Below are 22,762 nucleotides of genomic sequence, written 5' to 3'. Positions count from 1 at the left end.
CCGCCGATGCCTCGGTCGCGTCCGCTGCCTGTGCGGAGCTGGTGCGGTCGCATCGGAACACTCTGGTGGCCGCGCGAACCCTTGGACAGCAGGCTGGTCCTACTACCTTCGGGCTGAAGGCGGCCGGCTGGTTGACCGGTCTTGATGAAGCCCTGACGCGACTCGAGAGTGTCCGGTCGTCGCTGCCCGCCCAGCTAGGTGGTGCCACCGGGACGCTGGCGGTCTTCGGTGACGCGGGGCCAGCGGTGATCGAGGGATTCGCTGCCCGGCTCGGGCTGAAGCCGGCCTCGCCCTGGCATACGAACCGGCAGCCGATCCTTGAACTCACGGCTGCGCTTGGTGGACTAGTGGCGGCCTGCGGCAAGGTGGCGCTGGATGTCACGTTGCTGGCCCAGACCGAGGTCGGCGAGGTGACCGAGGGGGAGTCCGGTGGCTCGTCTGCCCTTCCGCACAAGCAGAATCCGGTCGGATCGGTGCTGATCACGGCGATCGTGCGGCGGATGCCGGGACTGGTCGCGACCCTGTACGCCGCGGGCGTGCACGAGCATGAACGGGCTACCGGGGCTTGGCATGCGGAGTGGGAGCCGCTGCGGGAACTGACGCGGTTGGCGGGGGCGGCGGGCGTTCGCACCGGCCGGCTGCTGAGCGAGTTGCGGGTGCATCCGGAGAAGATGCGCGCCAACCTGGACCTGACGCAGGGGCTGGTGTTGTCGGAGAGTGTGGCGGCCCGGTTGGCGCCGGCGCTTGGCCGGGCCGGTGCTCATCAGGTGGTCGGGCGCATCGGGCAGGTGGCGGTTGAGAAGGGGACGAGCCTGAGGGATCACCTCGTCGCGGATCCCGACGTACGGCGCGTGTTGTCGGTCGAGGAGATCGATGAGGCGCTCGATCCGGCCAACTGGCTCGGCAGCAGCGGCACCCTCATCGACCGCGCCCTCGCCGCTCACGACCGGGCTGCTGGGGCGAGATGACGGAGCGCAGTTCTGACTTCGTGCAGTCCCTGGAACGGGGGCTGGCGGTGATCCGGGCGTTCGACGCCGACCACGCGGAGCTGACGCTGTCCGAGGTGGCGCGGTCGACGGGATTGACCCGGGCGGCGGCGCGGCGGTTCCTGCTGACGTTGGTGGAGCTCGGGTACATGCGGACCGATGGACGGTTGTTCGGGCTGCGGCCGCGGATCCTCGAGCTCGGGTATGCCTATCTGTCCAGCTTGTCCCTGCCTGAGGTCGCCCAGCCGCACCTCGAGGACCTGGTCGCCGAGGTGCACGAGTCGTGTTCGGTGTCGCTGCTCGACGGCAACGACATCGTCTACGTTGCCCGGGTTCCGACCAAGAGGATCATGACGGTGGCGATCAGCGTGGGCACGCGGTTCCCGGCGTACGCGACCTCGATGGGGCGGGTGCTGCTCGCGTCCCGGCCGACCGACTGGCTGGACGAGTACCTCGGGTCGGTGGAACTGCGGCCGCTGACGCCGCGGACGATCACCGACCGGGCCAAGCTGCGGACGACTCTGAACCGGGTCCGGAGTCAGGGGTTCGCCCTGGTGGATCAGGAACTGGAGGAAGGGCTCCGATCGCTGGCGGTGCCGATCCATGACAGCGGGGGTGCAGTCATCGCCGCGATCAACCTGTCGGCGAGGACGAGCAGGGGGTCGTCCGAGGCGATCCGCCGCGAACTGCTGCCCCCACTGCAGGCGGCGGCCCGCCAGATCGAGAACGACCTGAAAAGCGGACACGCCGCCGAGGCTTGACGGTACCGATTCCAAGCCGGGGGGTCAGCGCTGGCCGATGTGCTCCGAGACGGCGTCGAAAACCCGGCCGACCGCGGCGAAGTCCTCGGCCGAGACCAGGTCGACGAGGTTCTCCCGGACGCTCTCCACGTGGTAGGGCGCGGCCGAATCGAGGAGTCCGAAGCCGGCATCGGTCAGCTCGGCCCAGACGCCGCGCTTGTCGCTCTTGCAGGAGGTGCGGCGAACCAGGTCAGCGGCCTCGAGCCGGCCGACGGTGTGGGTCAGCCGCGACCGGCTCTGGTGCAGCCGGTCGGCCAGCTCGGCCATCCGGAGCCGGCGCTCCGGTGCCTCGGAGAGGCGGACCAGAATCTCGTAGTCGTTGATCCCCAGGCCGAACTGGCGCAGGTCGTCGTCGAGCTTGGCCATCAGGCGCGCAGTGCCCAGCAGGTACGCGCGCCACGCCACCTGCTGCTCAGAGTCCAGCCACCGGGTCCCAGTCGTCATCGTCACCCGATTAGTGTACCGGGAATGTAGTTGACTTTTAAACCGTTCCTCTCTACTGTCGGGGTCAAAGGTTGACACATCAACTCACGACCTCGTCGCCCCCACAGACTTTTCGTTTCGAGAGGACCCCCAATGAGCGAGACCGCTACCGCGACCAGCACGATCCCCGGCCTGGTGTCGGGTACCTACGCCCTCGATGCCGCCCACACCGAGATCGGCTTCACCGTCCGCCACCTGATGACCAAGGTTCGTGGCACCTTCCAGGAGTTCAGCGGCGAGATCGCCGTCAAGGACTCCCTCGAGGAGTCGACCGCGGCCGTCTCCGTCGAACTGGGCTCCGTGCACACCCGGAACGCGCAGCGCGACGGTCACCTGCGCTCCGGTGACTTTTTCGACGCCGAGAACAGCCCGAAGATGACGTTCGTCAGCACCGCTTTCAAGCCGGAAGGTGAGGACTACATCCTGGCCGGCGAGCTGACCATCAAGGACGTGACCAAGCCGATCGAGTTCGCGGTCGAATTCCTCGGCGTGGAGCAGAACGCCTACGGTCAGACCATCATCGGCTTCGAGGCTTCCACCTCGATCACCCGCAAGGACTGGGGCATCGACTTCAACGTGCCGCTCGAGGGTGGCAAGCTGCTGATCGGTGACAAGGTGGACATCCACCTCGACGTCCAGGCTGCCCTGCAGGCCTGATCAGTCCCGCAGAAGGCCCCGCGCATCCGCTGAGATGCCGGGGCCTTCGGCATGTCTACGCTGCGACCATCCGGAGAGCCAGGTCGGCGTAGAGGTTGCCGAGTTCGCTGGGTGAGGCTCGCCGTGCGGGGTCGTACCAGCGGGCTACGTCGATGGACAGTGACAGTACGGCGAGCGTCGTACCGGGCAGGTCTTCCACCGCGAAGGAGCCGTCGGCGACTCCGTCGGACAGCACCTGCTCGACCAGGTCGGAGATCGCACGCCGGATGGTCGCCACCTCCGCGAAGTGCTCGGGGCTCAAAGCGGCCAGTTCGTACTGAACAACCCGGGCGATCGTGTGGTGCTCCGCATGCCACGCACTAAACGCCGAAACCATCGCCTGCAACCGATCAGCGGGCGCACGGCTGGATCCGCCCGTTGCGCCCGCTTCGGCGTTCGCTTGACGCAGGATCTCTAGGGCTGCGCGGTGGCCGTAGAGGCTGATTTCGAAGAGGAGGCGTTCCTTGGACGAGTAGTGGACGTAGAGGGCGGCTGGGCTCATGCCGGCCCGTGAGGCGATGTCGCGGGTGGTGGTCGCCTGGAAGCCCCGCTCGGCGAACGCGTCGATGGCGCCGGTGAGCAGCCGGCGGGCGGCGGCGGGCTGGACATGTTCCCAGACCAGGGGAGTGGTGATCGCGGACACGTTGACACCCTGCCCCAGATTGGCGAAGCTAAGCAAGCGCTTAGCTCCAGCGATCGGGAGGGATCACCCATGCAGCGGATCATCTTCGGCGAGGACCACGACGCGTTCCGGGCCAGTGCCAAGGAGTACTGCGACCGCTCGCTGGTGCCGCGGATGGAGCAGTTCCTCGAGGAGAAGACGATCGACCGGGCGGCCTGGCTGGAAGCCGGCAAGCAGGGATTCCTCGGCCTCGACGTGCCGGAGGAGTACGGCGGCTCGTCGGTCGGGGACTACCGCTTCAACGCGGTGTTCGCCGAGGAGGTCTCCAAGGTCTCCGCCTCGCTCTCGAGCTGTTTCGGGATCCATTACGACTGCGCCGCGCCGTACCTGGTCGATCTGGGCACCGAGGAGCAGAAGCAGCGCTGGCTGCCGAAGTTCTGCTCCGGTGAACTGATCGCCGCGATCGGGATGACCGAGCCGTCGGGCGGGTCCGACCTGGCCGCGCTGAAGACGACCGCGAAGAAGGTCGACGGCGGCTGGCTGGTGAACGGGTCGAAGACCTTCATCACCAACGGCGACATGGCCGATCTCGTCATCACCGCGGCCCGCACCGATCCGAGCAAGGGCGCCAAGGGCATCACCCTGTTCGCGATCGAGGAGGGGATGGAGGGCTTCGCCCGCGGCCGCAAGCTGGACAAGGTCGGCCAGACCGAGTCCGGTACGTCGGAGCTGTTCTTCGAGGACGTCTTCGTGCCGGACGAGAACGTGCTCGGCCAGGTCGACCGCGGCTTCATCCACATGATGGAGCGGCTGGCCCAGGAGCGGGTCGGCGCCGCCGTGTCGAACATCGCGCACGCCGCGCAGATCCTGGACGAGACGATCGAGTACGTGAAGCAGCGCAAGGCTTTCGGCCAGTCGGTCGGCTCGTTCCAGTACAACAAGTTCCTGATCGCCGAACTGGTCACCAAGGCCGAGGTCACCCAGGCGTACGTCGACAACGCGGTCGTGGCACACGACGAGGACCGGCTGTCCGCAGTGGACGCGGCCAAGGTGAAGTGGTGGAGTGCACATGTGCAGAACGAGATCCTGGACGCGTGTGTCCAGCTGCACGGTGGCTACGGTTACATGAACGAGTACCGCGTCGCCCGCGCCTGGCGGGATGCCCGGGTGACCAAGATCTGGGCCGGCTCGAACGAGATCATGAAGGAACTCATCGGCCGCGATCTGGGCCTGTAGAAGGAGAACAGAGCAATGCCTGAAGCAGTCATCGTCTCCACCGCGCGGTCGCCGATCGGCCGGGCGGTCAAGGGTTCCCTGAAGGACATCCGGCCGGACGACCTGGCTGTGCAGATGATCCAGGCCGCGGTCGAGAAGGTCGGGCTGACCGGTGACCAGGTCGAGGACCTGATGGTCGGCTGTGCCGAGCCGCACGACGAGCACGGCGGCAACATGGCCCGCCGGATCGCGATCCAGCTCGGCTGGGACACCACCGGCGCCACCACGGTCAACCGATTCTGCGCGTCCTCCACCCAGACCGCCCGGATGGCGTTCCACGCGATCAAGGCCGGTGAGGGTGACATCTTCGTCAGCGCAGGCGTCGAGTGCGTCTCGCGGTACAAGTCGTTCGACTCCGCAGGCGTGGACGGCAGCTCGGTCAACCCGGTCTTCGCCGACGCGCTGCAGCGCACGCTGAAGTACGCGGAGACCAACGAGACCTGGCACGACCCGCGCGGGGACGGGCTGATCCCGGACGTCTACATCCCGATGGGGCAGACCGCCGAGAACGTGGCGACGCTCAAGGGGATCACCCGCGAGGACCAGGACATCTTCGGGGTCCGGTCGCAGAACCTGGCCGAGAAGGCGATCAACAACGGCTTCTTCGAGCGCGAGATCGTCCCGGTGACGCTGCCGGACGGCACGGTGGTCTGCAAGGACGACGGCCCGCGCGCCGGGACCACCCTGGAGAAGGTCAGTCAGTTGAAGCCGGTGTTCCGGGTCGACGGCACGATCACGGCCGGCAACTGCTGCCCGCTGAACGACGGCGCCGCGGCCGTCGTGATCATGAGCGACACCAAGGCGCGTGAGCTCGGCCTCACCCCGCTCGCCCGGATCGTCTCCACCGGCGTGAGTGCCCTGTCGCCGGAGATCATGGGCCTCGGTCCGGTCGACGCGACCAAGCAGGCCCTGGCCCGCGCCGGGATGACGATCGACGACATGGACCTGGTCGAGATCAACGAGGCCTTCGCGGTCCAGGTGATCGGCTCGGCCCGCGAGCTCGGCATCGACGAGAACAGGCTGAACGTGCACGGCGGCGCGATCGCGCTCGGGCACCCGTTCGGCTCCACCGGCGCGCGGATCATGACCACCTTGGTCAACGGCCTGCAGTTCGAGGACAAGCAGTTCGGCCTCGAGACGATGTGCGTCGGCGGCGGCCAGGGCATGGCCGTCATCCTGGAGCGCCTGAGCTGATGAGTCTCAAGGACCGTACGGCGATCATCACCGGCGCGTCCCGTGGCATCGGCCTGGCGATCGCCCAGCGCCTGGTGGCCGACGGCGCGCGGGTGGTGATCACCGGTCGCACGCAGGAGACCCTCGACCAAGCAGTGGAGTCCCTGGGCGGCCGCGAGAACGCACTGGCCGTTGCGGGCAAGGCGGCTGACCCCTCGCATCGTGGGAGCGTCGTGGCCGCTGCAGTAGCGACGTACGGGTCGGTGGACATGCTGGTGAACAACACCGGCATCAACCCGATCTACGGCTCGCTGCTGGACGTCGACAGTGCCGTGGCGGCCAAGATGGTCGACACGAATGTGCTGGCGACCATCGCCTGGGTGAAGGCCTGCCGGGATGCGTGGATGGGCTCCAACGGTGGCGCTGTCGTCAACGTGTCGTCCGTGGCCGGCCTGTCGCCGTCACCCGGCATCGGCTGGTACGGCGCGACGAAGGCGATGTTGTCCCGTGTGACGACTGAGCTTGCCGTCGAACTCGCACCGGCGATCCGGATCAACGCGGTCGCGCCCGCCGTGGTGAAGACCAAGTTCGCCGGCGCTCTGTATGAGGGTCGCGAGGACGAGGTTGCCGCGTCGTACCCGATGAAGCGCCTCGGCCGACCGGAGGACGTCGCCTCCCTCGTCTGGTTCCTGCTCTCCGACGAGGCCTCCTGGATCACCGGCCAGACCATCACCATCGACGGCGGCCTGACCCTCAACGGCGGCATCGTCGGCTGACTAGTTCCGCGTGAAGCCTGGGGCGTCGGCGAACTCGGAGAAGGCGTAGTACCGGAGGACGTCGAGAAATGCCTGCCGCTGGGCGGGATCTAGAAGGCCGAGGAGTTCCTCCTCGGCCTTCTGTGTCACGAGCGTCGCCCGCTGGCAGATCTTGCGTCCGCGGGGCGTGAGCATCGGCCTGCGCGCCCTCCGATCCCGCGGATCCGGAGTCCGGACCACCAGGCCCTTGACCTCGAGCGTGTCCAGGGTCGCGGAGATGACGGATTTGTCGATCTTGACGAGCGTGGACAACTCCAGCTGGGTCATCGGCGAGTCCAGCAGCGCGACCATCACGAAGTGTTCTTTGAGGCTTACGCCGGTCTCCTCGAGGGCAGCCATCTTGCGTTGGCCGAATCCGAGCCAAGCCCGATTCAGCAGCCAATTGACGTCGCCGGCGAGCGGATGTTCGGAGCCTTCCACCCCGGCAGGATACCAGAGCCTAAACTAGTATTGACACAGAACATCTTGCGCAATACTATCTCGCCAAGCTCAATCTTCACTGCCTGTCGGCAAGAGCGATCTTCTATTCACCGTTAAGGAGAAAAGCATGAGTGACGCAAGTACAGTGCTTCGGCGACCGGTCATTCTGATCAACGGCATGGGGTCGAACTTCGATTCGCTGTGGCGCCGGAACGGCTGGGTCGACCAGTTGGAGGCGGCCGGCCGGACCGTGATCGGTGTGGACCTTCCCGGCCACGGGGCGTCCAAGGATGCCGTCGGGCGCGACGCTGCCGATCTCATCCTCGACGAGGCGGCCAAGCACGGCGCGGTCGACGCCATCGGGTTTTCCGCGGGTGCCTGGGCGCTGCTGCTGGCGGCGAGCGAGCAGCCGAACCTGTTCGGGCGGATTGCTGTTCTCGCGGCTGCCGACGCCGTCATGACCAGCGGAATGCACAGCGGGGCGATGAATCAACCGCTCATCGACGGTCTGCGTTCAGCAGAACCCACGGACAACCCCATGGTGATGCTGCTGCGCGGAGTGATCGCCGATGCCGGCAACGATCCGGAAGCGGTGGCCGGCTATCTCGCGTCCAGCAAGCGGTTCGTCACCGTCGAAGGTCTGAGCCTGATCAAGGCGGACGCGCTGGTCGTCGACGGGAGTGCGGACGGCGCCGGGCAGTCGGATCTGGTCGCCAAGACGATTCCGATGGCAGAACACGTCACCCTCGAGGGCGCGGATCATTTCGAGATCCCCGGCACCACCCAGTGCATCGACGTCACTGTTTCGTTCATCAACAGCGTCGGTTAGAAGATGCTGAAATGAGCGACAACCCCGAAGTGTTGATCATCGGCGGGGGCCCCGTCGGTCTGAGTGCCGCGCTGGCCCTCGGCCGCGCGGGTATCAGCTGTCTGGTGCTGGAACGCCGTACCGAATTCTCCAGATATCCCAAGGCGAACGGGGTCCATGCGCGGACGATGGAGATCTTCCGGGAATGGGGAGTCGCCCACCCGGTCAGGGCGCTGACCGCCGGCATGCCCGACGAGATCACGATCGCCTGGATGACCCGTTTGAACGGTCTCGAGATCGGACAACTCGTCCTCGGCGAGAACGAGGAGCTTTCCCGGCTCTTCGATGAGCAATCGCCGGAACGCATGTCGACGGTCGGGCAGCACATGTTCGAGCCGGTGCTCGCCAAGGTCGCCGGAGAACTGGACAGCGTGACCATCAGACTTGGCTGCGAGGTTGTCGATCTCGCGTCCGGTGAGGACTCGGTGACGGTGTCCTACACCGACCGGACGGGGGAACAACGGACCGCCGTCGCGCAGTACGTGATCGGCGCGGACGGTCTCCGCAGCGTCGCGCGTCGCACCCTCGGCATCGGTGAGCATGGCGAGGAGTCGCTGGGAACAGCGATCAATGTTCAGTTCGACGCGGACCTTGACCCACTCCTTGGTGGCCTTCCTTGCCCGATCATCTGGATCATCAACGGTGACACCCAGGGAGCGTTCATCCGGGACAGTCCCACCCGGTGGCGCTACAACTTCGAGATCCCGCCCGGCGCCGACCCCGACCTGGTGACCCGGGATCGTTGTGAGAAAGAAGTCGCCGACGCGATCGGTGCGGTCGTCCCCGTCAAGATTCATCACATCTGGTCCTGGGGACACGATCAGGCGGTGGCGGACAGGTGGCGCGAGGGTCGGGCCTTCCTGGCCGGCGACGCCGCCCACCATTTCCCGCCGCATGGCGGCTTCGGACTGAACAGCGGAATCCAGGACGTGCACAATCTGGTCTGGAAACTGATCGCGAGACTGCGGTGGAGGGCCGGGGACGGCCTGCTCGAGTCGTACGAGGTCGAGCGCCTCCCGGTTGCGGAGTTCAATGCCGAGAAGATGATGGAGAACACGCGGCAGATGGAGAAGACCGGTTTCCTGCTACAGGACAAGAGTCTTCTCGCGGTGATCGAGACCGACGCCGGCGAACAGTTGCGCCGTGCGATCGCCGAAGGCATTCCCGCGCAGCGAGACCAGTTGGCCTCGCACGGCCAGCAGTTCGGCTACCAGTACGCCAGTGCGGCGATCGTGTCCGACGGCAGTGAGTTGGTCGTTTCGGGTGTTGCGGAGTATCGGCCGACTGCTCGTCCCGGCGCACGGGCACCGCACTCCTGGGTGCGCTTTCGGGGTGAGCGGATTTCGACGGTCGATGTCTACGACGGCGGGTTCCTCCTGCTGACCGGTCCGGACAACGCCGGCTGGGTGGCAGCGGCAGAACAAGTGCGGGCCGAACTGGCCGTGCCGGTGAGAGTGTTCGGGCTCGGGACTGACCTGGTGGCAGTCGATGAGCAGCCCGAAGATCTCGTGCGGCGCTATGGGCTGGATCCGTCCGGCGCAGTGCTCATCAGGCCGGACGGATTTGTCGGCTTCCGCTCGATCGACCGGGCCGACGACGAGCAAAAGGCTTTGAGCGGCGCGCTGCGTCAGATCCTGGATCTCTCATGAACACTTTCCAGAACGAGGTCGTCAGCTTCCTTGAAGTAGCGACGGGCTGCTTCACGGTCGTGATCGACAATCCGCCCTACAACCTGGTCGATTCGCAGGTGTTCGCCGGTCTCCAGGCGGTGAAGTCGTTCGCCGAGGATCCGGCGAACGACGTACGGGTCCTCGTCTTCAAGAGCGCGAACCCCGAGTTCTTCATCAATCACGTTGGCCTGGTGATGTCCGATGGATCGGGCGAGGTGTCCGAACCTCTGGAGATCATGCAGGGGTGGCCGGCCTTCAGCCACTGGCTCAGCTCGAGCCCTGTGGTCACCATCGTCACCCTCCGCGGACGGGCTTGGGGGTTCGGCTGCGAGTTCGCCCTGAGTGCGGACATGCGGTTCGCGAGCAGGGAGAACACGAGACTCTGCCTGCTCGAGGTCGGCTTCGGTGCGCTCCCCGGCGGTGGTGGACTCGAGTGGAGCCAACTTCTGGCCGGACGCGCCCGCGCCCTGGAGTTCGTGCTGAGTTCCGATGATCTTGAGGCCGATACCCTGGAGCTGTACGGGCTGGTGAATCGGTCTCTTCCCGACGCGGAGCTTGATGCGTACGTCGAGAAGCTCGCCTGTCGCATCGCGAGCTTCAACCCGGCCGGGGTCGCGATGGCCAAGAGCTATCTCACCAAGCGCCAGCCCGTCCCGCTTCCGGCGGACCTGGCAGAGATCTCCGCCGCGGCAGGAGGTCTGTTGTCGACAGACGCCGGACAGGCAGTGGTCGGCCGCCTCATCGTCAAGGCAGGGGGTGTCCCTTTCAGCAACGAGGTGGAACTCGACCTGCCGAAGCTCTGCGACGTGGATTGATCCGAACCTGGCCATACCGGCCGAATTTCTCTTGGGAGTTGGAAGATGTCTCGTACTGCGCTGCTGCTCGGCGCCACCGGACTCGTCGGTGGCCACTGTCTGAACCAGTTGGTCACCGACAGCCGGTACAGCCGGGTCACGGCACTGACCCGCGGGCCGCTAGCTCGCGTCGACAACTCCGACGGGCGCCTGGACGTGCGCGTGATCGATTTCGAGCGACTCGCCGAGCAGTGGGACTTCACTGCCACGGATGTCTACTGCTGTCTGGGTACCACCGGGAACTCGTCCCGGGAGACCTTCCAGCGCGTCGATCACGACTATCCGGTCGAAGTGGCGCGGCTGGCCCGCAAGGCCGGAGCGCAACGACTCGCCATCGTCTCAGCGGTCGGCGCCAACCCCCGGTCGCGCATCTCGATGTTGCGGGTCAAGGGTGAGACCGAGCGGGACATCGTTGCCCTAGGCTACGAGTGCGTCGAGCTCTTCCAGCCCGCCACCCTGCTTGGCGACCGCACCACACCACGCTCCGGTCAGGGGATCGCGAACGCGGTCGGACCAGTCGCGGCCCGCGCGATGCTTGGCCCACTCAGGCGATTCCGCCCGGTCAGGGCCGAGGTCCTGGCAACAGCGATGATCGCGGCCCTCCAGCGCGATGAGCCGGGGGTCCACACCCGCACCTACCCGGAGATCGTGGCGCTCGCTAAGACTGCCCACTAGACCGGCATACGCCACGTAACCACGGGCTGCGTCGGCGGACTCGGTGTCAGTGCCGTCGCCGATTCCGCCGGCCCGATACGGGGGTCGGTCGAGCCGCATGACCTGTACGGACATGAAGCCTTCGGCTGTGTAGATGAGCGAGCCTGTGGCGTCATCTCCCAAGGGGTAACCGACGAGTTCACCGCCCGCATCGCGAACTTCGTACGAGATCAAGCGCCAGGATCCCACCAGGCGCTCCCGTAGCGACTGCATCGATGAGCGTCAGACTCTGATTGTGCCGGCCAGGTTGCGGCCGTGGGTGTGGGCGGTTTGTTCGGCGGCGGCGCGGATCTGCTGGGCCAGGTCCTTGAATCGCTCGAAGGCCGGGTTCACGCCGGCCAGGGTGAACTCGGACTCGACGACCTTCAGGTCCAGCTTCCACACGTCGGTGAGGATGCGGCGCATCCAGGCGGTGGCGTGATCCCACCCTTCGCGCGGCGTGCCCGCCGCGTAACTGCCGCCGCGCACGGTCACCAGGACAGCCTGCTTGCCCGCGGTCGCCGGCTCGACGCCCGATCTCATCCTCGGATCGCAGATCACCAGATCCACCCAGGTCTTGAAGTGCTGGGAGACACCGAAGTTGTAGAGCGGTACGGCGAACAGCAAGGCCTCGGCCTCGATCAGTTGATCGGCCTCCGCTGTGGCCAGGGCCAGGGCCTGGAGCTGTTCGGGGGAGCGGTCGTCTGCCGGCACAAAGGTCGCCTTGACGGCGGTCGCCCAGGCGGTCGCCGGGACCGGGTCGATGCCGATCTGCCGGGTGACCACCGGGGACTGCGGATGGGCGGTGCGCCACTCGTGCTCGACGATGTCGGCGATCTCGCGGCTGTGTGAGCCTTCCACCCGGATGCTCGCGTCGAGACGGAACTGGGACATGACGCTCTCCTGGTAATGGCAGGGGGTATCAGCACCGGGAAAAACCCCTCCGGAACTGTCCTGATCGAGCCTAGGCGCGAAGCCATCAGAAATCAAGGACGGATCCGTCCTTGACTTGTTCATGCACTTCTGGCTAGCTTCGAGGGTGACGCGGCAAACTCCCGAGAAGAGGCTGAAATGGCACCTCCGAAACTTTCCCACCTGGTCGTGAACACCAGTAACTACGAAGTGATGAAGGAGTGGTACATCGACGTTCTCGAAGCGACGATCGGGGTCGAGACCACGGACCACAGTGCTTGTTTCCTGCGGATCGACGAAAGCCACCATCGCTTCGGCATGTTCAATGTCGCCAAGACCGACGAATCCGCCTCCATGGCGATGCCGGGGTCCGACACCGGTTCCGTTGCCCGGCTGAATCATTTCGCGTTCGAATACCCGACACTGGACGGGCTCCTGGAGACGCACGCGCGACTGGCCGGCAATTCGACAACTCCGACGATTTGCCTGAACCACGGTCCGACGATGTCGATGTATTACGAGGACCCGGACAAGAACTCCATCGAGTTGTATTTCGACAGCGGCTACACCGAGGAAGACATGGTCGCGTTCTACGCCGGCGGTGACCGTTATGTCACGAGCCCGACACCCTTTGATCCGGCCGAGCTGCTGACCGGGCTTCGCAACGGAAAGACGGTCGCCGAACTGATCGCCTGGTCTCCGCCGAGCGACTGACCGGCACCCCGACACTTTCTCGAAAGGATGGACGCCCATGCGCCTCGTCAGTTTTGGCCCACGTGGCAATGAACTTCCCGGTGCGCTCGTGCGCGACTCCGTACTGCCGCTGGGGCGGGTTCTGGCCGACATCGGACTCGAGCGGACTGACTCCCTTCGCCGGGTCCTGCCGTTCCTCGACCGGCTCGGCGAGGGGATCGACGCGGCGCTGCAGCGGGGTGACGAGCTGATCCCGGTCGAGCAGACGCGTCTCGGCCCGCCGATCGTCGACCCGCCGAACCTCTTCTCCGTCGGCGCGAACTACTTCGCGCACCTGGTGGAGCACGGTGTCGACCCGGCGAAGATGCCCACCCTTCCGGTCATCTTCGTCAAGCCCGGCTCGGCCTTGTCAGGCCCCACCGATCCGATCGTGCGCCCGCTCGAATGCTCGCAGTTCGACTACGAAGCCGAGCTCGCGATCGTGATCGGCAAGGGTGGCAAGAGAATCGCCGCGGACCGCGCGGCGGAACACATCGCGGGCTACATGATCGCGAATGACGTCAGCGCCCGCGATCTGGGTGAGGGTGAGAGCAAGAAGCTGAACATGGCTCCGCTGTTCCAGGTGATGCGGATGAAGGGATGGGACACGTTCCTCCCGACGGGGCCCTGGCTGGTCACTCCCGACGAAGCAGGCGGCTACGAGGACATCCGCATCCAGACCTGGGTCAACGACGAACCTCGGCAGGACACTTACGCGAAAGAGATGGCCACCAACCCGTACCAGCTCGTCGAGTGGCTGAGCGCCACCACGACCCTGCAGCCGGGAGACATCATCACTACCGGTACGCCGGCGGGCGCCGCAGTGGGGATGACGCCGCCGAAATGGCTCATGCCCGGCGACGCCGTACGGATCGAGATGACCGGACTCGGGTCCATGAACACGCCTGTCCTTGACGAGCAAGCCGTCTGAGCCCCTGACGTATGCTGGCGCGATGCCGAACCGCAGCAACAGTGCTGGTCTTCGGACCACCGCGCGGTCAGTTCGTACCCGGCGGGGCGCTGCCGAGGTCGAGCAGGCAATCTCTGATGCTGTCGTCGTCGAACTGGCCGAGGTCGGGTTCGGACGGCTGACCTTCGACAGTGTGGCCGAGCGTGCCGGTACAGGCAAAAGCCCGCTGTACCGGCGGTGGCCTGATACGACGGCCCTGGTGATCGACACGCTGGGGAAGCTGGGGATGGATCCGGCCGGCTACGTGCGGACCGGCATTCTGCGGGACGACCTGATCGGCTTCACCCGCTACATGACCAGCACGCATCAAGGTGTCAAGGGTGCGGCGTTCCGCAGTCTGCTGGGAGAAGCGCAGCGCGATCCCGAGTTGCTCGAACGGTTCAAGGCTGAGGTCCTGGACCCACTCTTCGATGCGCTGACCGACCTGCTCCGCGACGCCGCGAAGCGTGGCGAGGTGTCGTCGGAGCGTTTGACGCCGGTAGTCCTCGAGGTCTTACACGCGCTGATCGTCAAGCGCCTGATCTTGGAGACTCACGACCTGACCACTGAAGACATCACTGAGATGGTCGACCAAATACTCCTACCGCTCGTCGTCGTATGAAGCCCCCCGCGGGGCGGAGCGGTACGAACCTTCCGCAGTTGGCCGATCTGAACGAGGCCGTCGTACTGGGCTGGATCCGGCGTTCGTCCGTGGGGCTCTCCCGGGTCGAGTTGACGCAGACGACAGGGCTGTCTCCCCAGGCCATCTCCAACATCTGCCAGCGGCTGCTCGACGAGGGCATGATCATGGAGGCAGGGAAGACCACCTCCGGCTTCGGCAAGCCGCGCACGTTGCTCACCCTCGATCCGGCCGGCTGCTACGCCGTCGGGGTCCACCTGGATCCGACCGTCGTGATCATCGTGCTGCTCGACTTCGTGGGCACGGTCGTCGCGCGCGCGTCCCTCACCACCGCGGCCGCCGATCCGCCCGAAGAACTCGTCGCGACGATCGGCCGGCTCGTCGACGGCCTGATCGAGGAGGCCGGCATTGACCGCGCGCGGGTGCTGGCGATCGGCATCGCCTCTCCCGGACCGATCGATCCGGTCAGCGGAACCGTTCTCGATCCGCCACTGTTGACCAACTGGCACAACGTCCCGCTCCGGGACCGGCTGAAGGCTGCCACCGGGCTGCCGGCGCTGCTCGACAAGGACGTCATCGCGGCCGCCGTGGCCGAGCGCTGGGCCGGCGAAGCCTTGCAGTCAAGGAACTTCGCGTTCATCTATCTGGGCGCGGGCATCGGCGCCGGCCTCGTCGTCGACGATGTCGTGGTACGCGGCAACTCCGCCAATGCCGGCGACATCGGGGAGTTCGAGGTGGCCGGTCCGGACGGTGTCGGCACCACTTTTCTCGGCGAGATGGCGAACCCGGAACCGATCCTCAGCCAAGCCGTCCGCGCCGGAGTCTTTCCCAGCGCTCCCCACAAGGATGATCCACTCGCGGTCGACGAGCATTTCACCGAACTCTGTCGACGTGCCGATGCGGGGGATGCCCCGGCGAGCGCGATCCTGGACCAGGCCGCCGTACGCATCGGTCGCGCGGTGTCCAGCATCGCCAACCTGCTCGACCTCGACACCGTGGTCTTCGGTGGCACGACCTGGTCGAGGGTCGCCGACCGCTATCTGCCGACGATGGCCGGCATCATCCGGGCCGGCTCGATCACGCGGGACGTGCACCCCATTCGCGTGGTCGGCACCGGGCTCGGCGAGGATGTCGGAGCGATCGGGGCGGCCTGCCTGGTGCTCGATACCTTGGCGTCGACGCAACCGGGGAAGACACTCCAGACCTTCTGACGCCGGAACGGGCGGACCCGTGAAGAATCCGCCCCGCTCCGGGACGGTCAGCCTTGTTCCAGCGCGAGGTAGAAGATGGCCTCGTTCTCCTTCTGGTTGAGCGTGTGCACCGTCGGGTCGGCATCGATGATCGGTACCTGGACCTGCACTCGTCCGTGGCCGAGGCTCTTCCAGGTCAGCGGGATCCTGTTGCCGTACAGGTCCACCCGCTCCAGCTTCTTGACGCTGGAGATGTTGTTCAACGTGACGGTCATCATCGGGTTGCCGAAGTCCAGGTGCAGCGTGTCGCCTGTGGTCGCGTCCTCGAAGATGTTGGCGTCGTTCTGCCGCTTCAGATCGAGCGCGAGCACGACCCGCTTGTCATCGAGCAGGAACCCGTTGGCGGTCGACAGATTCTCGTTGAGGTCGGGCTTGAGCGCCGGCGACGTGGTGAACGTGTCGTACGTCTTCGCCTTGGAACCGCGCAGCAGGTTCGCCAGGGTCGTCAGCGTCTTGCCCTTCGGGCTCAGGTCGGATCCGCTGAGGAGCGTGCGGTTGTAGCCGAAGGCGGCGGGATCATTCGGCGACCAGGCCGCGAAGTAGATCAGCTTGAACTGGTCGAGGTTCGTGCCGCCCCTGCTCAGCGCCCAGTGGAATGCCCGCGGATAGACGTCCGCGATGTACTTGTCCTGGGTGGTGAAGCCCAGCTCCGTCTGCCAGACCGCCGGGTTCTTGACGCCCCGCTGCTTCGCTGCCTGGTAGAGCGTTTCCATCGCCCCGACCGGCATGTAGTGCATGTCGAAGACGTCGATCCCCTTCCAGGCGTTGTACTTGTCGAGCAGTGCGGTGTACTCGCTCAGCGGCGCACCACAGATCCAGCCGCCGTACACGACCTTCTCGCCGGCGTCGTGGATGACCTTGACCGCAGGCAGGTGGATCAGACTCATGTACTGGTCCATGCCGCCGGTCCAGAAGCCGGACGTTGGGTAGGCCTCGTTCCACACCTGGTAGTAGGTGATCCCCAGTGGCTTCAGCGCGGCGATCACAGTGCTGACGTAGGAAGTCCAGTCGGCCGAGTTGGCAGGCGGGGTCCTTCCAGCGCTGGTTTGCACGGTTTCAGTGGAGAGCACCTTTCCCTTCGCGTCCTTGGTGACCAGCTGCCGGGTGAGCTTGTCACCGTCCTCCGCGGTCACCGGTCCGTACTCGAAGATCTGGTCGTGGAAGGGGTAGGAGTAGCCGGTGCGGTTGGCCGCCCAGCCGGCGGTGTAGCTGAGCACTGGCAGCACCGTGATGCCGTGACTCTTCGCCTCGGTGAACTGCCGCTTGTACTCCGTGAGCGCGGCCTGGTCGATGTTCCCCTTGGACGGTTCGATCGAGTTCCAGTCGACGTCCATCCTGTCCCACTGGATGCCGGCGACCAGCCCGTCCAGCGCTCCCTGGTTCTCGCCGGCGAAGGCGCGGAAGGGCTCGGACAGGACGTAGGCGAGGTCGGCGACGCCGCTCGGGGCGTAGCCGTCCGCGACAGCGACGGCCTTGAGGGTGGCGTCCGCCTTGATGACGATCGGCTTGGTGTAGGTGGCCCTGGTCGCGGAGGTCCGCGGATCGGAGCCATCTGTCGTGTACGCGATGCAGGCGCCCGGTGTGGCACTCCTGAGCGTTACCGACGTTCCGGCCTTCACTGATCCGGCGTCGGGCGATGCGCTCACAGCAGCAGTCGGAGGTGCGTTCTCGGTGGTGATGGTGGCGCTCAGCTTGCCTGCCACCCACCAGGTGCTCACCTGGTCGCTGACGAAGAGCAGATCCTGACCCGAGGTGACCTTCACGGTCAGGTCGAAGGATGCTGCGACTCCGGTGTAGTCGTACAGCGAGGTGTACGGCCCGACCACCTTGGACGGATCGCCGTCGGTGGACTCCAGGACGCGGAACCGGCCGCCGGGAGAGGTGAAAGTCCCTTTGAGGTGGAGCGTCTTGCCGTTCTGCGCATCGCTCACCGAGTAGGCCTCGGCGATGGGCCGGTCGTCGGTACCGATCGAGCCGTCAGCCTTGACGTACCAGGCGTGCTCGGGCTTGCTGAGGTCAGACGCCCACTCGTCTGCCGCGAACGCTCCCGCACCGCCCTTGACGAGCAGTGACGGGGTGTCCGGCGTGGTGAGGCCGAGGTACGACCAGCGACCGGGTGCGACCACATTCGTGTCCAGCCGGTAGTCGGTGACATTGTCGGTGGACGGATTCTGCGTACCGGTACCGCAGGCCCCAGGTGTCGACAGTGCCGCGCTCGCGTTCACCGAGGCCGCGACGAGCCGCATTCCGGTAGGGGTCTGCGACCCCGAGGCGGACGGCGGGAATCCGGCGAACAGCGCAACGGTGATCAGCACTGGCAGCCAACGAGCTTTCATGGGCGAGCTCCATCGTTCGAGATGAGCGGATGCGCGCGGCCGGCGCCGCAGCGACATCGGGCAGACTAATTCCACACTATGGAATTTGTCACTACCTCGGAGCTTGGCGCAGCAAACAGCCGGGCTCGACCGAAGGGCCGTACCCGGCTTGTGGAGTGGGGCGCCCTACTCCGCGGAGGAGAGGGTGAGGGAGCGGAGGCGGCTGATCGCTAGGCCCAGGCCCGCCAGGGTGACGGCGAGCAGGAGGAGGGTGGCGAGGGGGAGTTTGACGGCCGCATCGACAGGCACGTCGGCGAGTTGCCGGGTCAGGGCGAGGGACCATTGCTGGATCGACAGCACCTTGGCGCCGTCGACGTACTGGCCCATCAGGCTCTCCCAGAGCAACGAGTAGAACAGGCCGATCGTCACCGCGTTGCCCGACATCACCGAGAGGGCGACGAAGATCGCGGTGTAGGCGATACCCGCGGCCAGGGCACCGACTCCGAAGGCCAGCGCGGTCTGCACATCACCCGGATCGAGCACCAGGCCGGAGACCACGATCGGGACGACACCCAGCCCGAAGATCACGCCGAGCGCGACCAGGGCCTTGGTCAGGATGATGGTGGAACGGTTGATCGGCTTGCTCAGCAGGTAGACGATCGAGCCGTCGTCGATCTCGCTCGAGATCGCCCCGGTGGCGGCGATCAGCGCCACCAGCGGCAGGATCACCGCCAGGCCGAACTGCTGCATGATCGCCTTGGCCAGGTCGCCCTTGTCGTCGACGGTGAAGGTGAGCAGCAGAGACAACCCGATCAGCACCGCCGGCAACACGTACAGCAGCAGCCCGCGCCGGTGCCCGAAGAGGGTCGCCAGCGTCAGGCGTGCGATCGTCCGGACCACCATCAACGGCTCCCGACCAGGTAGGAGAAGACGCTCTCGAGCGACTCGTCGGTGGGGGATACCTCGAACAACCGGATGCCCAGTTCCCGGGACAGCTGCGGGACCAGCCGGCTGAACCGTTCGAAGTCGATCACCCTTACCTGGAGGGCAGTTCCGTCCAGGTCGGCACCCGCAGTACAGGGGTCCGCGATCAGGGCGGCGGCCAGCCGGCGGTCGTCGCTGGAGCGCAACCGGTACAGCATCGGGCGGTCCGTCATCAGCGTGCGGATCGCGCGGTAGTCGCCGGAGGCGGCGTGCCGGCCGGAGACGACGACCTCGATATGGGTGGCGACCTGCTGCACTTCCTCGAGGATGTGCGAGCTGAACAGCACGGTCCGGCCCTCGGTGCCCATCTTGCGGAGCAGTTCCATCAGGTGCAGGCGTTGTCGCGGATCCATCCCGTTGAAGGGCTCGTCGAGCAGCAGCACGGATGGTTCGTGGACGAGCGCCGCCGCCATCTTGATCCGCTGCTTCATACCTTTCGAGTACGTCGAGATGCGGCGCCCGGCGGCATCCTCCATCGCGACCACCGAGATCGCGGCGGCAGCGGCGGCACCGGCATCCGTCAGCCCTTGGAGCTCGGCGTTAGCCCGAACGAAATCCGTACCGGACAACGTGTCGTAGACGGCCTCCGTCTCCGGCACCAGCCCGATCTCGGAGTACGCGCTCACGTTCCGCCAGACCGCTACGGCGTCCAGCGTCACTGAACCGACCGACGGCGGTAGGAAGCCCGCCATCATAGTGATCAGCGTGGACTTGCCGGCGCCGTTCGGGCCGAGCAGGCCGGTGACGCCCGGGCCGATCGTCATGGTGACGTCGTTGACCGCGACCACATTGCCGTACCAGCGGGAGACCTTCTCGATCCGGATCACGCTCATCCGCGCGCCACCTTCGCGTACCGGCTGTTCACGCCCCACACGCACACGGCGACCAGCAGGATGTAGGCCGCGGCGAAGACCAGTCCCTGTTGGGTGGTCGGCATCCAGTCGCTCCGATCCCGCAGTACGAATCTGCTGAGCGTCTGGGCGAGTGAGAACGGCGAGGCGATCTGGGTGTACCGCTCGGCCGCGCCCTGCATCGTGACGTCGGGGTCGAGGATCGCGGTGGTGGTGATCACCGCGGTGAAGGACACAGTCAGGGTGGCGATGATCGCGGCGACGGCGAAGCCCCGCCGCGGGGTGGTGGCCGCGATCAGGCCGCCGATCACGGCCAGCAGCACGGATACGAGGAGGGCGGTGGCCAGAGCGGTCAGGAATTCCTTGCTCATGTCAACGAAGTCGTACTTCGCCAGCAACGCCCCGGCGTACAGGATGACCAGCGGCATGCCGATCAGGACCATCAGCGCGGCGGTCAGTGCGGTCAGCTTGGCCAGCACATAGTCGGTACTGCGTGGCGGGCGGGCCAGGTAGAGCACGATCGAGCGGTAGCGCAGATCGCGGGAGAACAGCTGCGGCGCCTGCGAGGCCAGGTAAAGCCCGATCACCGGTTGCAGATAGCCGATGTAGTTCACTGGCACGATCGGCGGATCCTCGAGCTTCATCGCGTTCTCGACCCCGACCAGGATCACCACCGGGACCACCATCACCGCCAGCAGCAGGATCGGCATCACCTTCGACTTGCCGGTCCGGCCGAGTCCGTACGCGTGCCGCAGGCTGCTGATCGTCAGTGCCCGGGTGATCGCGAACCGGCCCAGCCGCGGCCCGTCGTAGTGCCGATAGCCGATGTCGTGGATGACTCCCGAGCGGGTCGGCTCAGACACTGAAGACCTCTTCCAGCCGATGCCGGTGCTGCTCCACCCGGACCAGGCCGAGGCCGAGCTCGGCGATCGTGTCGCGGACCACGTCGTACGTCTCCTCACCGGTGATCTCGACGAGCAACAGCGGCCCCTCTGCCTGGGCCCGCGCACCGGCCCGGGCCAGCGCCGCACCCAGCCGATCGCGGCCGCTCAGGTCGCGGACTTCGACCGCCAGTACTCCGGTCTCGCCGGTCAGCGCGGCCTTCGACTCGGACCGGAGCAACCGGCCACCGTCCAGCACGACGATGTGGTCGCAGACGTGCTCGAGCTCGCCCAGCAGGTGCGAGGTGATCAGCACGGGGATGCCGAACTCGGTGCCGATCCGCCGGACCAGGGTCAGCATCTCGTCGCGGCCGGCCGGGTCGAGGCCGTTCGTCGGTTCGTCGAGGAGGACGAGCTTGGGGTCGTGCGTCAGGGCCTGGGCGAGTTTGACGCGTTGCTTCATGCCGGTGGAGTAACCGCCCATCGGGCGATAGCGAGCCTCGTCCAGCCCGACGTGGCGCAGTACGTCGGCTGCTCTCTCGCGGGCGGCGGTGGCCGGCAGGCCGGACATCTGGCCGAGGTGCACGACGAACTCGGTCGCGGACACGTCGGGCGGCAGGCAGTCGTGCTCGGGCATGTAGCCGACCAGTGCGCGGACCGCCTCGCCGCCGGTGACCACGTCGTGTCCCAGCACGATGGCACTTCCGGCGGTCGGGGCGATCAGTCCGAGCAGGATCTTCAGCAGGGTCGACTTGCCGGCACCATTGGCTCCGACCAGTCCGGTCACGCCGGACCCCACCTCGACGGTCAGCTCGTCCAGGGCCGTCACACGCGGGTACCGCTTGCTCAGCGCTACGGTCGCGATCACGGGCACCCGGCAACCCTAAGGCCCGGGGGGCTCTTCGCAGAATCGCCGCTGTTGCGATCCCGTCCCAACTCACCTGTACTGCGCTGTCGCCGCGGCCGGCGTTATTCCGTGGCGACCGGCGGGACCCGTGGGTAGGGTCGCGCGCATGGACATCAGGCTCGCCGGACCGGACGACGCCGAGGCGATCTCCGCAGTACGCCGGGCGACGTTCTCCTACTCTGTGATGTCGCCCGCGGCCGCGCGGTACATGATCAGTACGCAGGTCCCGAGCGAGCGGTTCCTCCGCCTGGTCGCCGAGGTCGACGGCGCGGTGGTCGCCTCGGGTGCGGCCGGACTCAACGCCTGGACCAGCGAACCGGGCCAGAGCAACATCAACATCTACGTGCATCCCGACCATCGGCGCCACGGGATCGGCAGCGCACTCGCCGATCGACTGCACGAGCACCTCGGCGAGATCGGGGCGATCCGGGCGCGGGCCTTCGCCTCACCGGGTGCGGTGGAGTTCGCGAAGCGGCGCGGGTACGACGGCACCCGGCAGATGCACTACTCGGGTCTCGATCCGCGAGTCCTGCCGGAGCAACCGCCGACACCTGACGACCTCCGGCTGGTCACGATGGACCAGGTGGATCCGCGGCAGGCCTTCACAGCCGACACCATCGCCACTCTCGACGAGCCGAGCGACTCACCACTGGACTCGGTCGACTACGACGACTGGTTGATGGAGGTCTGGCAGGCGCCTTCGCTGGACAAGTCCCTCAGCGTCGCGGCGATGGCCGGCGACGAGATCGTCAGCTTCAGCGGGCTCGAGACCGACGGCGACCGGGCCTGGTCCTCGATGACCGGAACGATCCCCGGCTACCGCGGCCGCGGCCTGGCCAAGGTGGTGAAATCCGCGGCGCTGCGTCGCGCCGCAGCAGCGGGGATCACCGGTGCCTTCACCTCGAACGACGACGAGAACGGCGCGATGCTTGCCGTCAACAACTGGCTCGGGTACCGCCGGGTGGAGACCCAGACCGGGCTGCTGC

General features: G+C 66.5%; 24 protein-coding genes and 1 pseudogene. 15 read left to right on the top strand and 10 right to left on the bottom strand.

Annotated elements, in window-relative coordinates; translation table 11 throughout:
- Together VFG33_RS20310 and VFG33_RS20305 are read left to right on the top strand one after the other, a co-directional pair.
- A partial coding sequence (locus VFG33_RS20310; protein ID WP_325054490.1) for a lyase family protein occupies positions 1–968 on the top strand: 968 nt, incomplete at its 5' end.
- A complete protein-coding gene (locus VFG33_RS20305; protein WP_325054489.1) occupies positions 965–1,747 on the top strand; it encodes an IclR family transcriptional regulator in 783 nt (260 codons plus the stop codon). The genes VFG33_RS20310 and VFG33_RS20305, both read left to right, overlap by 4 nt.
- 24 nt (positions 1,748–1,771) lie before the next feature.
- On the opposite strand, the gene VFG33_RS20300 is transcribed toward VFG33_RS20305, so the two are convergent.
- Positions 1,772–2,230, bottom strand: coding sequence for a MarR family winged helix-turn-helix transcriptional regulator (locus tag VFG33_RS20300; RefSeq protein WP_325054491.1), 459 nt, complete (start codon positions 2,228–2,230; stop codon positions 1,772–1,774).
- 132 nt (positions 2,231–2,362) lie between these two features.
- Between VFG33_RS20300 and VFG33_RS20295 the strand changes: the two genes are divergently transcribed.
- Positions 2,363–2,926, top strand: a complete 564-nt coding sequence (locus VFG33_RS20295) for a YceI family protein (protein ID WP_325054488.1) — start codon at positions 2,363–2,365, stop codon at positions 2,924–2,926.
- A gap of 55 nt (positions 2,927–2,981) precedes the next feature.
- Here the strand turns inward: VFG33_RS20295 and VFG33_RS20290 are convergent, their stop codons facing one another.
- Positions 2,982–3,608, bottom strand: coding sequence for a TetR/AcrR family transcriptional regulator (locus VFG33_RS20290; RefSeq protein WP_325054487.1), 627 nt, complete (start codon positions 3,606–3,608; stop codon positions 2,982–2,984).
- A gap of 69 nt (positions 3,609–3,677) precedes the next feature.
- Between VFG33_RS20290 and VFG33_RS20285 the strand changes: the two genes are divergently transcribed.
- Genes VFG33_RS20285 through VFG33_RS20275 form a run of 3 tightly spaced genes read left to right on the top strand, consistent with a single transcriptional unit; the run spans position 3,678 to position 6,811 of the window.
- Positions 3,678–4,823 carry an acyl-CoA dehydrogenase family protein gene (locus VFG33_RS20285; RefSeq protein WP_325054486.1) on the top strand — a complete coding sequence of 382 codons (1,146 nt, stop codon included), beginning with the start codon at positions 3,678–3,680 and terminating at the stop codon, positions 4,821–4,823.
- A 15-nt stretch (positions 4,824–4,838) separates the two neighbouring features.
- Positions 4,839–6,056, top strand: a complete 1,218-nt coding sequence (locus tag VFG33_RS20280) for an acetyl-CoA C-acetyltransferase (protein ID WP_325054485.1) — start codon at positions 4,839–4,841, stop codon at positions 6,054–6,056.
- Entirely contained in the window at positions 6,056–6,811 is a 756-nt protein-coding gene (locus VFG33_RS20275; protein WP_325054484.1) for an SDR family oxidoreductase, read from the top strand. The genes VFG33_RS20280 and VFG33_RS20275 overlap by 1 nt, the downstream gene beginning before the upstream one ends.
- Here VFG33_RS20275 and VFG33_RS20270 read toward each other — a convergent pair whose 3' ends face one another.
- Positions 6,812–7,270, bottom strand: a complete 459-nt coding sequence (locus VFG33_RS20270) for a MarR family winged helix-turn-helix transcriptional regulator (protein WP_325054483.1) — start codon at positions 7,268–7,270, stop codon at positions 6,812–6,814.
- A gap of 127 nt (positions 7,271–7,397) precedes the next feature.
- On the opposite strand from VFG33_RS20270, the gene VFG33_RS20265 reads away from it, so the two are divergent.
- From VFG33_RS20265 to VFG33_RS20250, 4 genes are read left to right on the top strand one after another with little or no spacing between them, the layout of a single operon-like run.
- A complete protein-coding gene (locus tag VFG33_RS20265) occupies positions 7,398–8,099 on the top strand; it encodes an alpha/beta fold hydrolase (protein WP_325054482.1) in 702 nt (233 codons plus the stop codon).
- 11 nt (positions 8,100–8,110) lie between these two features.
- Positions 8,111–9,787, top strand: a complete 1,677-nt coding sequence (locus VFG33_RS20260) for an FAD-dependent monooxygenase (RefSeq protein ID WP_325054481.1) — start codon at positions 8,111–8,113, stop codon at positions 9,785–9,787.
- Positions 9,784–10,623 (top strand): enoyl-CoA hydratase/isomerase family protein, encoded by an 840-nt coding sequence (locus VFG33_RS20255; protein WP_325054480.1) that lies wholly within the window; start codon positions 9,784–9,786, stop codon positions 10,621–10,623. Before VFG33_RS20260 ends, VFG33_RS20255 begins: the two co-directional genes overlap by 4 nt.
- 45 nt (positions 10,624–10,668) lie before the next feature.
- Positions 10,669–11,337, top strand: a complete 669-nt coding sequence (locus VFG33_RS20250) for an NAD(P)H-binding protein (RefSeq protein ID WP_325054479.1) — start codon at positions 10,669–10,671, stop codon at positions 11,335–11,337.
- 12 nt (positions 11,338–11,349) lie between these two features.
- Here the strand turns inward: VFG33_RS20250 and VFG33_RS41300 are convergent.
- Both VFG33_RS41300 and VFG33_RS20245 read right to left on the bottom strand, forming a co-directional pair.
- A pseudogene (locus VFG33_RS41300) lies at positions 11,350–11,589 on the bottom strand (lipocalin-like domain-containing protein); the annotation flags it as partial.
- A gap of 9 nt (positions 11,590–11,598) precedes the next feature.
- The gene (locus VFG33_RS20245) at positions 11,599–12,249 is read right to left on the bottom strand and encodes an FMN-dependent NADH-azoreductase (RefSeq protein WP_325054478.1); all 651 of its coding nucleotides are present in this window, start codon (positions 12,247–12,249) and stop codon (positions 11,599–11,601) included.
- Between the two features lie 177 nt (positions 12,250–12,426).
- Here VFG33_RS20245 and VFG33_RS20240 point away from each other — a divergent pair, with 177 nt between their 5' ends.
- The 4 genes from VFG33_RS20240 to VFG33_RS20225 are packed head-to-tail and all read left to right on the top strand — an operon-like array spanning position 12,427 to position 15,799.
- On the top strand, positions 12,427–12,981 hold the full coding sequence (locus VFG33_RS20240) for a VOC family protein (RefSeq protein WP_325054477.1): 555 nt from the start codon (positions 12,427–12,429) through the stop codon (positions 12,979–12,981).
- Positions 12,982–13,018: 37 nt separating this feature from the next.
- Positions 13,019–13,930, top strand: a complete 912-nt coding sequence (locus VFG33_RS20235) for a fumarylacetoacetate hydrolase family protein (RefSeq protein WP_325054476.1) — start codon at positions 13,019–13,021, stop codon at positions 13,928–13,930.
- Positions 13,931–13,952: 22 nt separating this feature from the next.
- Entirely contained in the window at positions 13,953–14,570 is a 618-nt protein-coding gene (locus tag VFG33_RS20230) for a TetR/AcrR family transcriptional regulator (protein ID WP_325054475.1), read from the top strand.
- A 38-nt stretch (positions 14,571–14,608) separates the two neighbouring features.
- Positions 14,609–15,799 carry an ROK family transcriptional regulator gene (locus VFG33_RS20225; RefSeq protein WP_325054474.1) on the top strand — a complete coding sequence of 397 codons (1,191 nt, stop codon included), beginning with the start codon at positions 14,609–14,611 and terminating at the stop codon, positions 15,797–15,799.
- A gap of 47 nt (positions 15,800–15,846) precedes the next feature.
- Here the strand turns inward: VFG33_RS20225 and VFG33_RS20220 are convergent, their stop codons facing one another.
- The 5 genes from VFG33_RS20220 to VFG33_RS20200 form a co-directional block, all read right to left on the bottom strand.
- Positions 15,847–18,174 (bottom strand): chitobiase/beta-hexosaminidase C-terminal domain-containing protein, encoded by a 2,328-nt coding sequence (locus VFG33_RS20220; protein ID WP_325054473.1) that lies wholly within the window; start codon positions 18,172–18,174, stop codon positions 15,847–15,849.
- Between the two features lie 165 nt (positions 18,175–18,339).
- Positions 18,340–19,056: an ABC transporter permease gene (locus VFG33_RS20215; RefSeq protein WP_325054472.1), complete on the bottom strand. Its 717-nt coding sequence runs from the start codon at positions 19,054–19,056 to the stop codon at positions 18,340–18,342.
- Positions 19,056–19,970 (bottom strand): ABC transporter ATP-binding protein, encoded by a 915-nt coding sequence (locus VFG33_RS20210; RefSeq protein ID WP_325054471.1) that lies wholly within the window; start codon positions 19,968–19,970, stop codon positions 19,056–19,058. Before VFG33_RS20210 ends, VFG33_RS20215 begins: the two co-directional genes overlap by 1 nt.
- On the bottom strand, positions 19,967–20,851 hold the full coding sequence (locus VFG33_RS20205) for an ABC transporter permease (protein WP_325054470.1): 885 nt from the start codon (positions 20,849–20,851) through the stop codon (positions 19,967–19,969). Before VFG33_RS20205 ends, VFG33_RS20210 begins: the two co-directional genes overlap by 4 nt.
- The gene (locus VFG33_RS20200; protein ID WP_325054469.1) at positions 20,844–21,743 is read right to left on the bottom strand and encodes an ABC transporter ATP-binding protein; all 900 of its coding nucleotides are present in this window, start codon (positions 21,741–21,743) and stop codon (positions 20,844–20,846) included. The genes VFG33_RS20205 and VFG33_RS20200 overlap by 8 nt, the downstream gene beginning before the upstream one ends.
- 139 nt (positions 21,744–21,882) lie before the next feature.
- Between VFG33_RS20200 and VFG33_RS20195 the strand changes: the two genes are divergently transcribed.
- A partial coding sequence (locus VFG33_RS20195) for a GNAT family N-acetyltransferase (RefSeq protein WP_325054468.1) occupies positions 21,883–22,762 on the top strand: 880 nt, incomplete at its 3' end.

This window comes from Kribbella sp., assembly GCF_035687465.1.
Taxonomy (GTDB): domain Bacteria; phylum Actinomycetota; class Actinomycetes; order Propionibacteriales; family Kribbellaceae; genus Kribbella.
The sequence above is the reverse complement of the archived record's forward strand: the minus strand, read 5'-3'. Positions and strand labels throughout refer to the sequence as shown.

Bases quoted from the DNA above. Each gene is read 5' to 3' on its own strand.
- VFG33_RS20305 (WP_325054489.1), top strand. From the start codon at position 965: ATGACGGAGCGCAGTTCTGACTTCGTGCAGTCCCTGGAACGGGGGCTG.
- VFG33_RS20300 (WP_325054491.1), bottom strand. From the start codon at position 2,230: ATGACGACTGGGACCCGGTGGCTGGACTCTGAGCAGCAGGTGGCGTGG.
- VFG33_RS20295 (WP_325054488.1), top strand. From the start codon at position 2,363: ATGAGCGAGACCGCTACCGCGACCAGCACGATCCCCGGCCTGGTGTCG.
- VFG33_RS20285 (WP_325054486.1), top strand. From the start codon at position 3,678: ATGCAGCGGATCATCTTCGGCGAGGACCACGACGCGTTCCGGGCCAGT.
- VFG33_RS20280 (WP_325054485.1), top strand. From the start codon at position 4,839: ATGCCTGAAGCAGTCATCGTCTCCACCGCGCGGTCGCCGATCGGCCGG.
- VFG33_RS20275 (WP_325054484.1), top strand. From the start codon at position 6,056: ATGAGTCTCAAGGACCGTACGGCGATCATCACCGGCGCGTCCCGTGGC.
- VFG33_RS20265 (WP_325054482.1), top strand. From the start codon at position 7,398: ATGAGTGACGCAAGTACAGTGCTTCGGCGACCGGTCATTCTGATCAAC.
- VFG33_RS20260 (WP_325054481.1), top strand. From the start codon at position 8,111: ATGAGCGACAACCCCGAAGTGTTGATCATCGGCGGGGGCCCCGTCGGT.
- VFG33_RS20255 (WP_325054480.1), top strand. From the start codon at position 9,784: ATGAACACTTTCCAGAACGAGGTCGTCAGCTTCCTTGAAGTAGCGACG.
- VFG33_RS20250 (WP_325054479.1), top strand. From the start codon at position 10,669: ATGTCTCGTACTGCGCTGCTGCTCGGCGCCACCGGACTCGTCGGTGGC.
- VFG33_RS20245 (WP_325054478.1), bottom strand. From the start codon at position 12,249: ATGTCCCAGTTCCGTCTCGACGCGAGCATCCGGGTGGAAGGCTCACAC.
- VFG33_RS20240 (WP_325054477.1), top strand. From the start codon at position 12,427: ATGGCACCTCCGAAACTTTCCCACCTGGTCGTGAACACCAGTAACTAC.
- VFG33_RS20235 (WP_325054476.1), top strand. From the start codon at position 13,019: ATGCGCCTCGTCAGTTTTGGCCCACGTGGCAATGAACTTCCCGGTGCG.
- VFG33_RS20230 (WP_325054475.1), top strand. From the start codon at position 13,953: ATGCCGAACCGCAGCAACAGTGCTGGTCTTCGGACCACCGCGCGGTCA.
- VFG33_RS20220 (WP_325054473.1), bottom strand. From the start codon at position 18,174: ATGAAAGCTCGTTGGCTGCCAGTGCTGATCACCGTTGCGCTGTTCGCC.
- VFG33_RS20215 (WP_325054472.1), bottom strand. From the start codon at position 19,056: ATGGTGGTCCGGACGATCGCACGCCTGACGCTGGCGACCCTCTTCGGG.
- VFG33_RS20210 (WP_325054471.1), bottom strand. From the start codon at position 19,970: ATGAGCGTGATCCGGATCGAGAAGGTCTCCCGCTGGTACGGCAATGTG.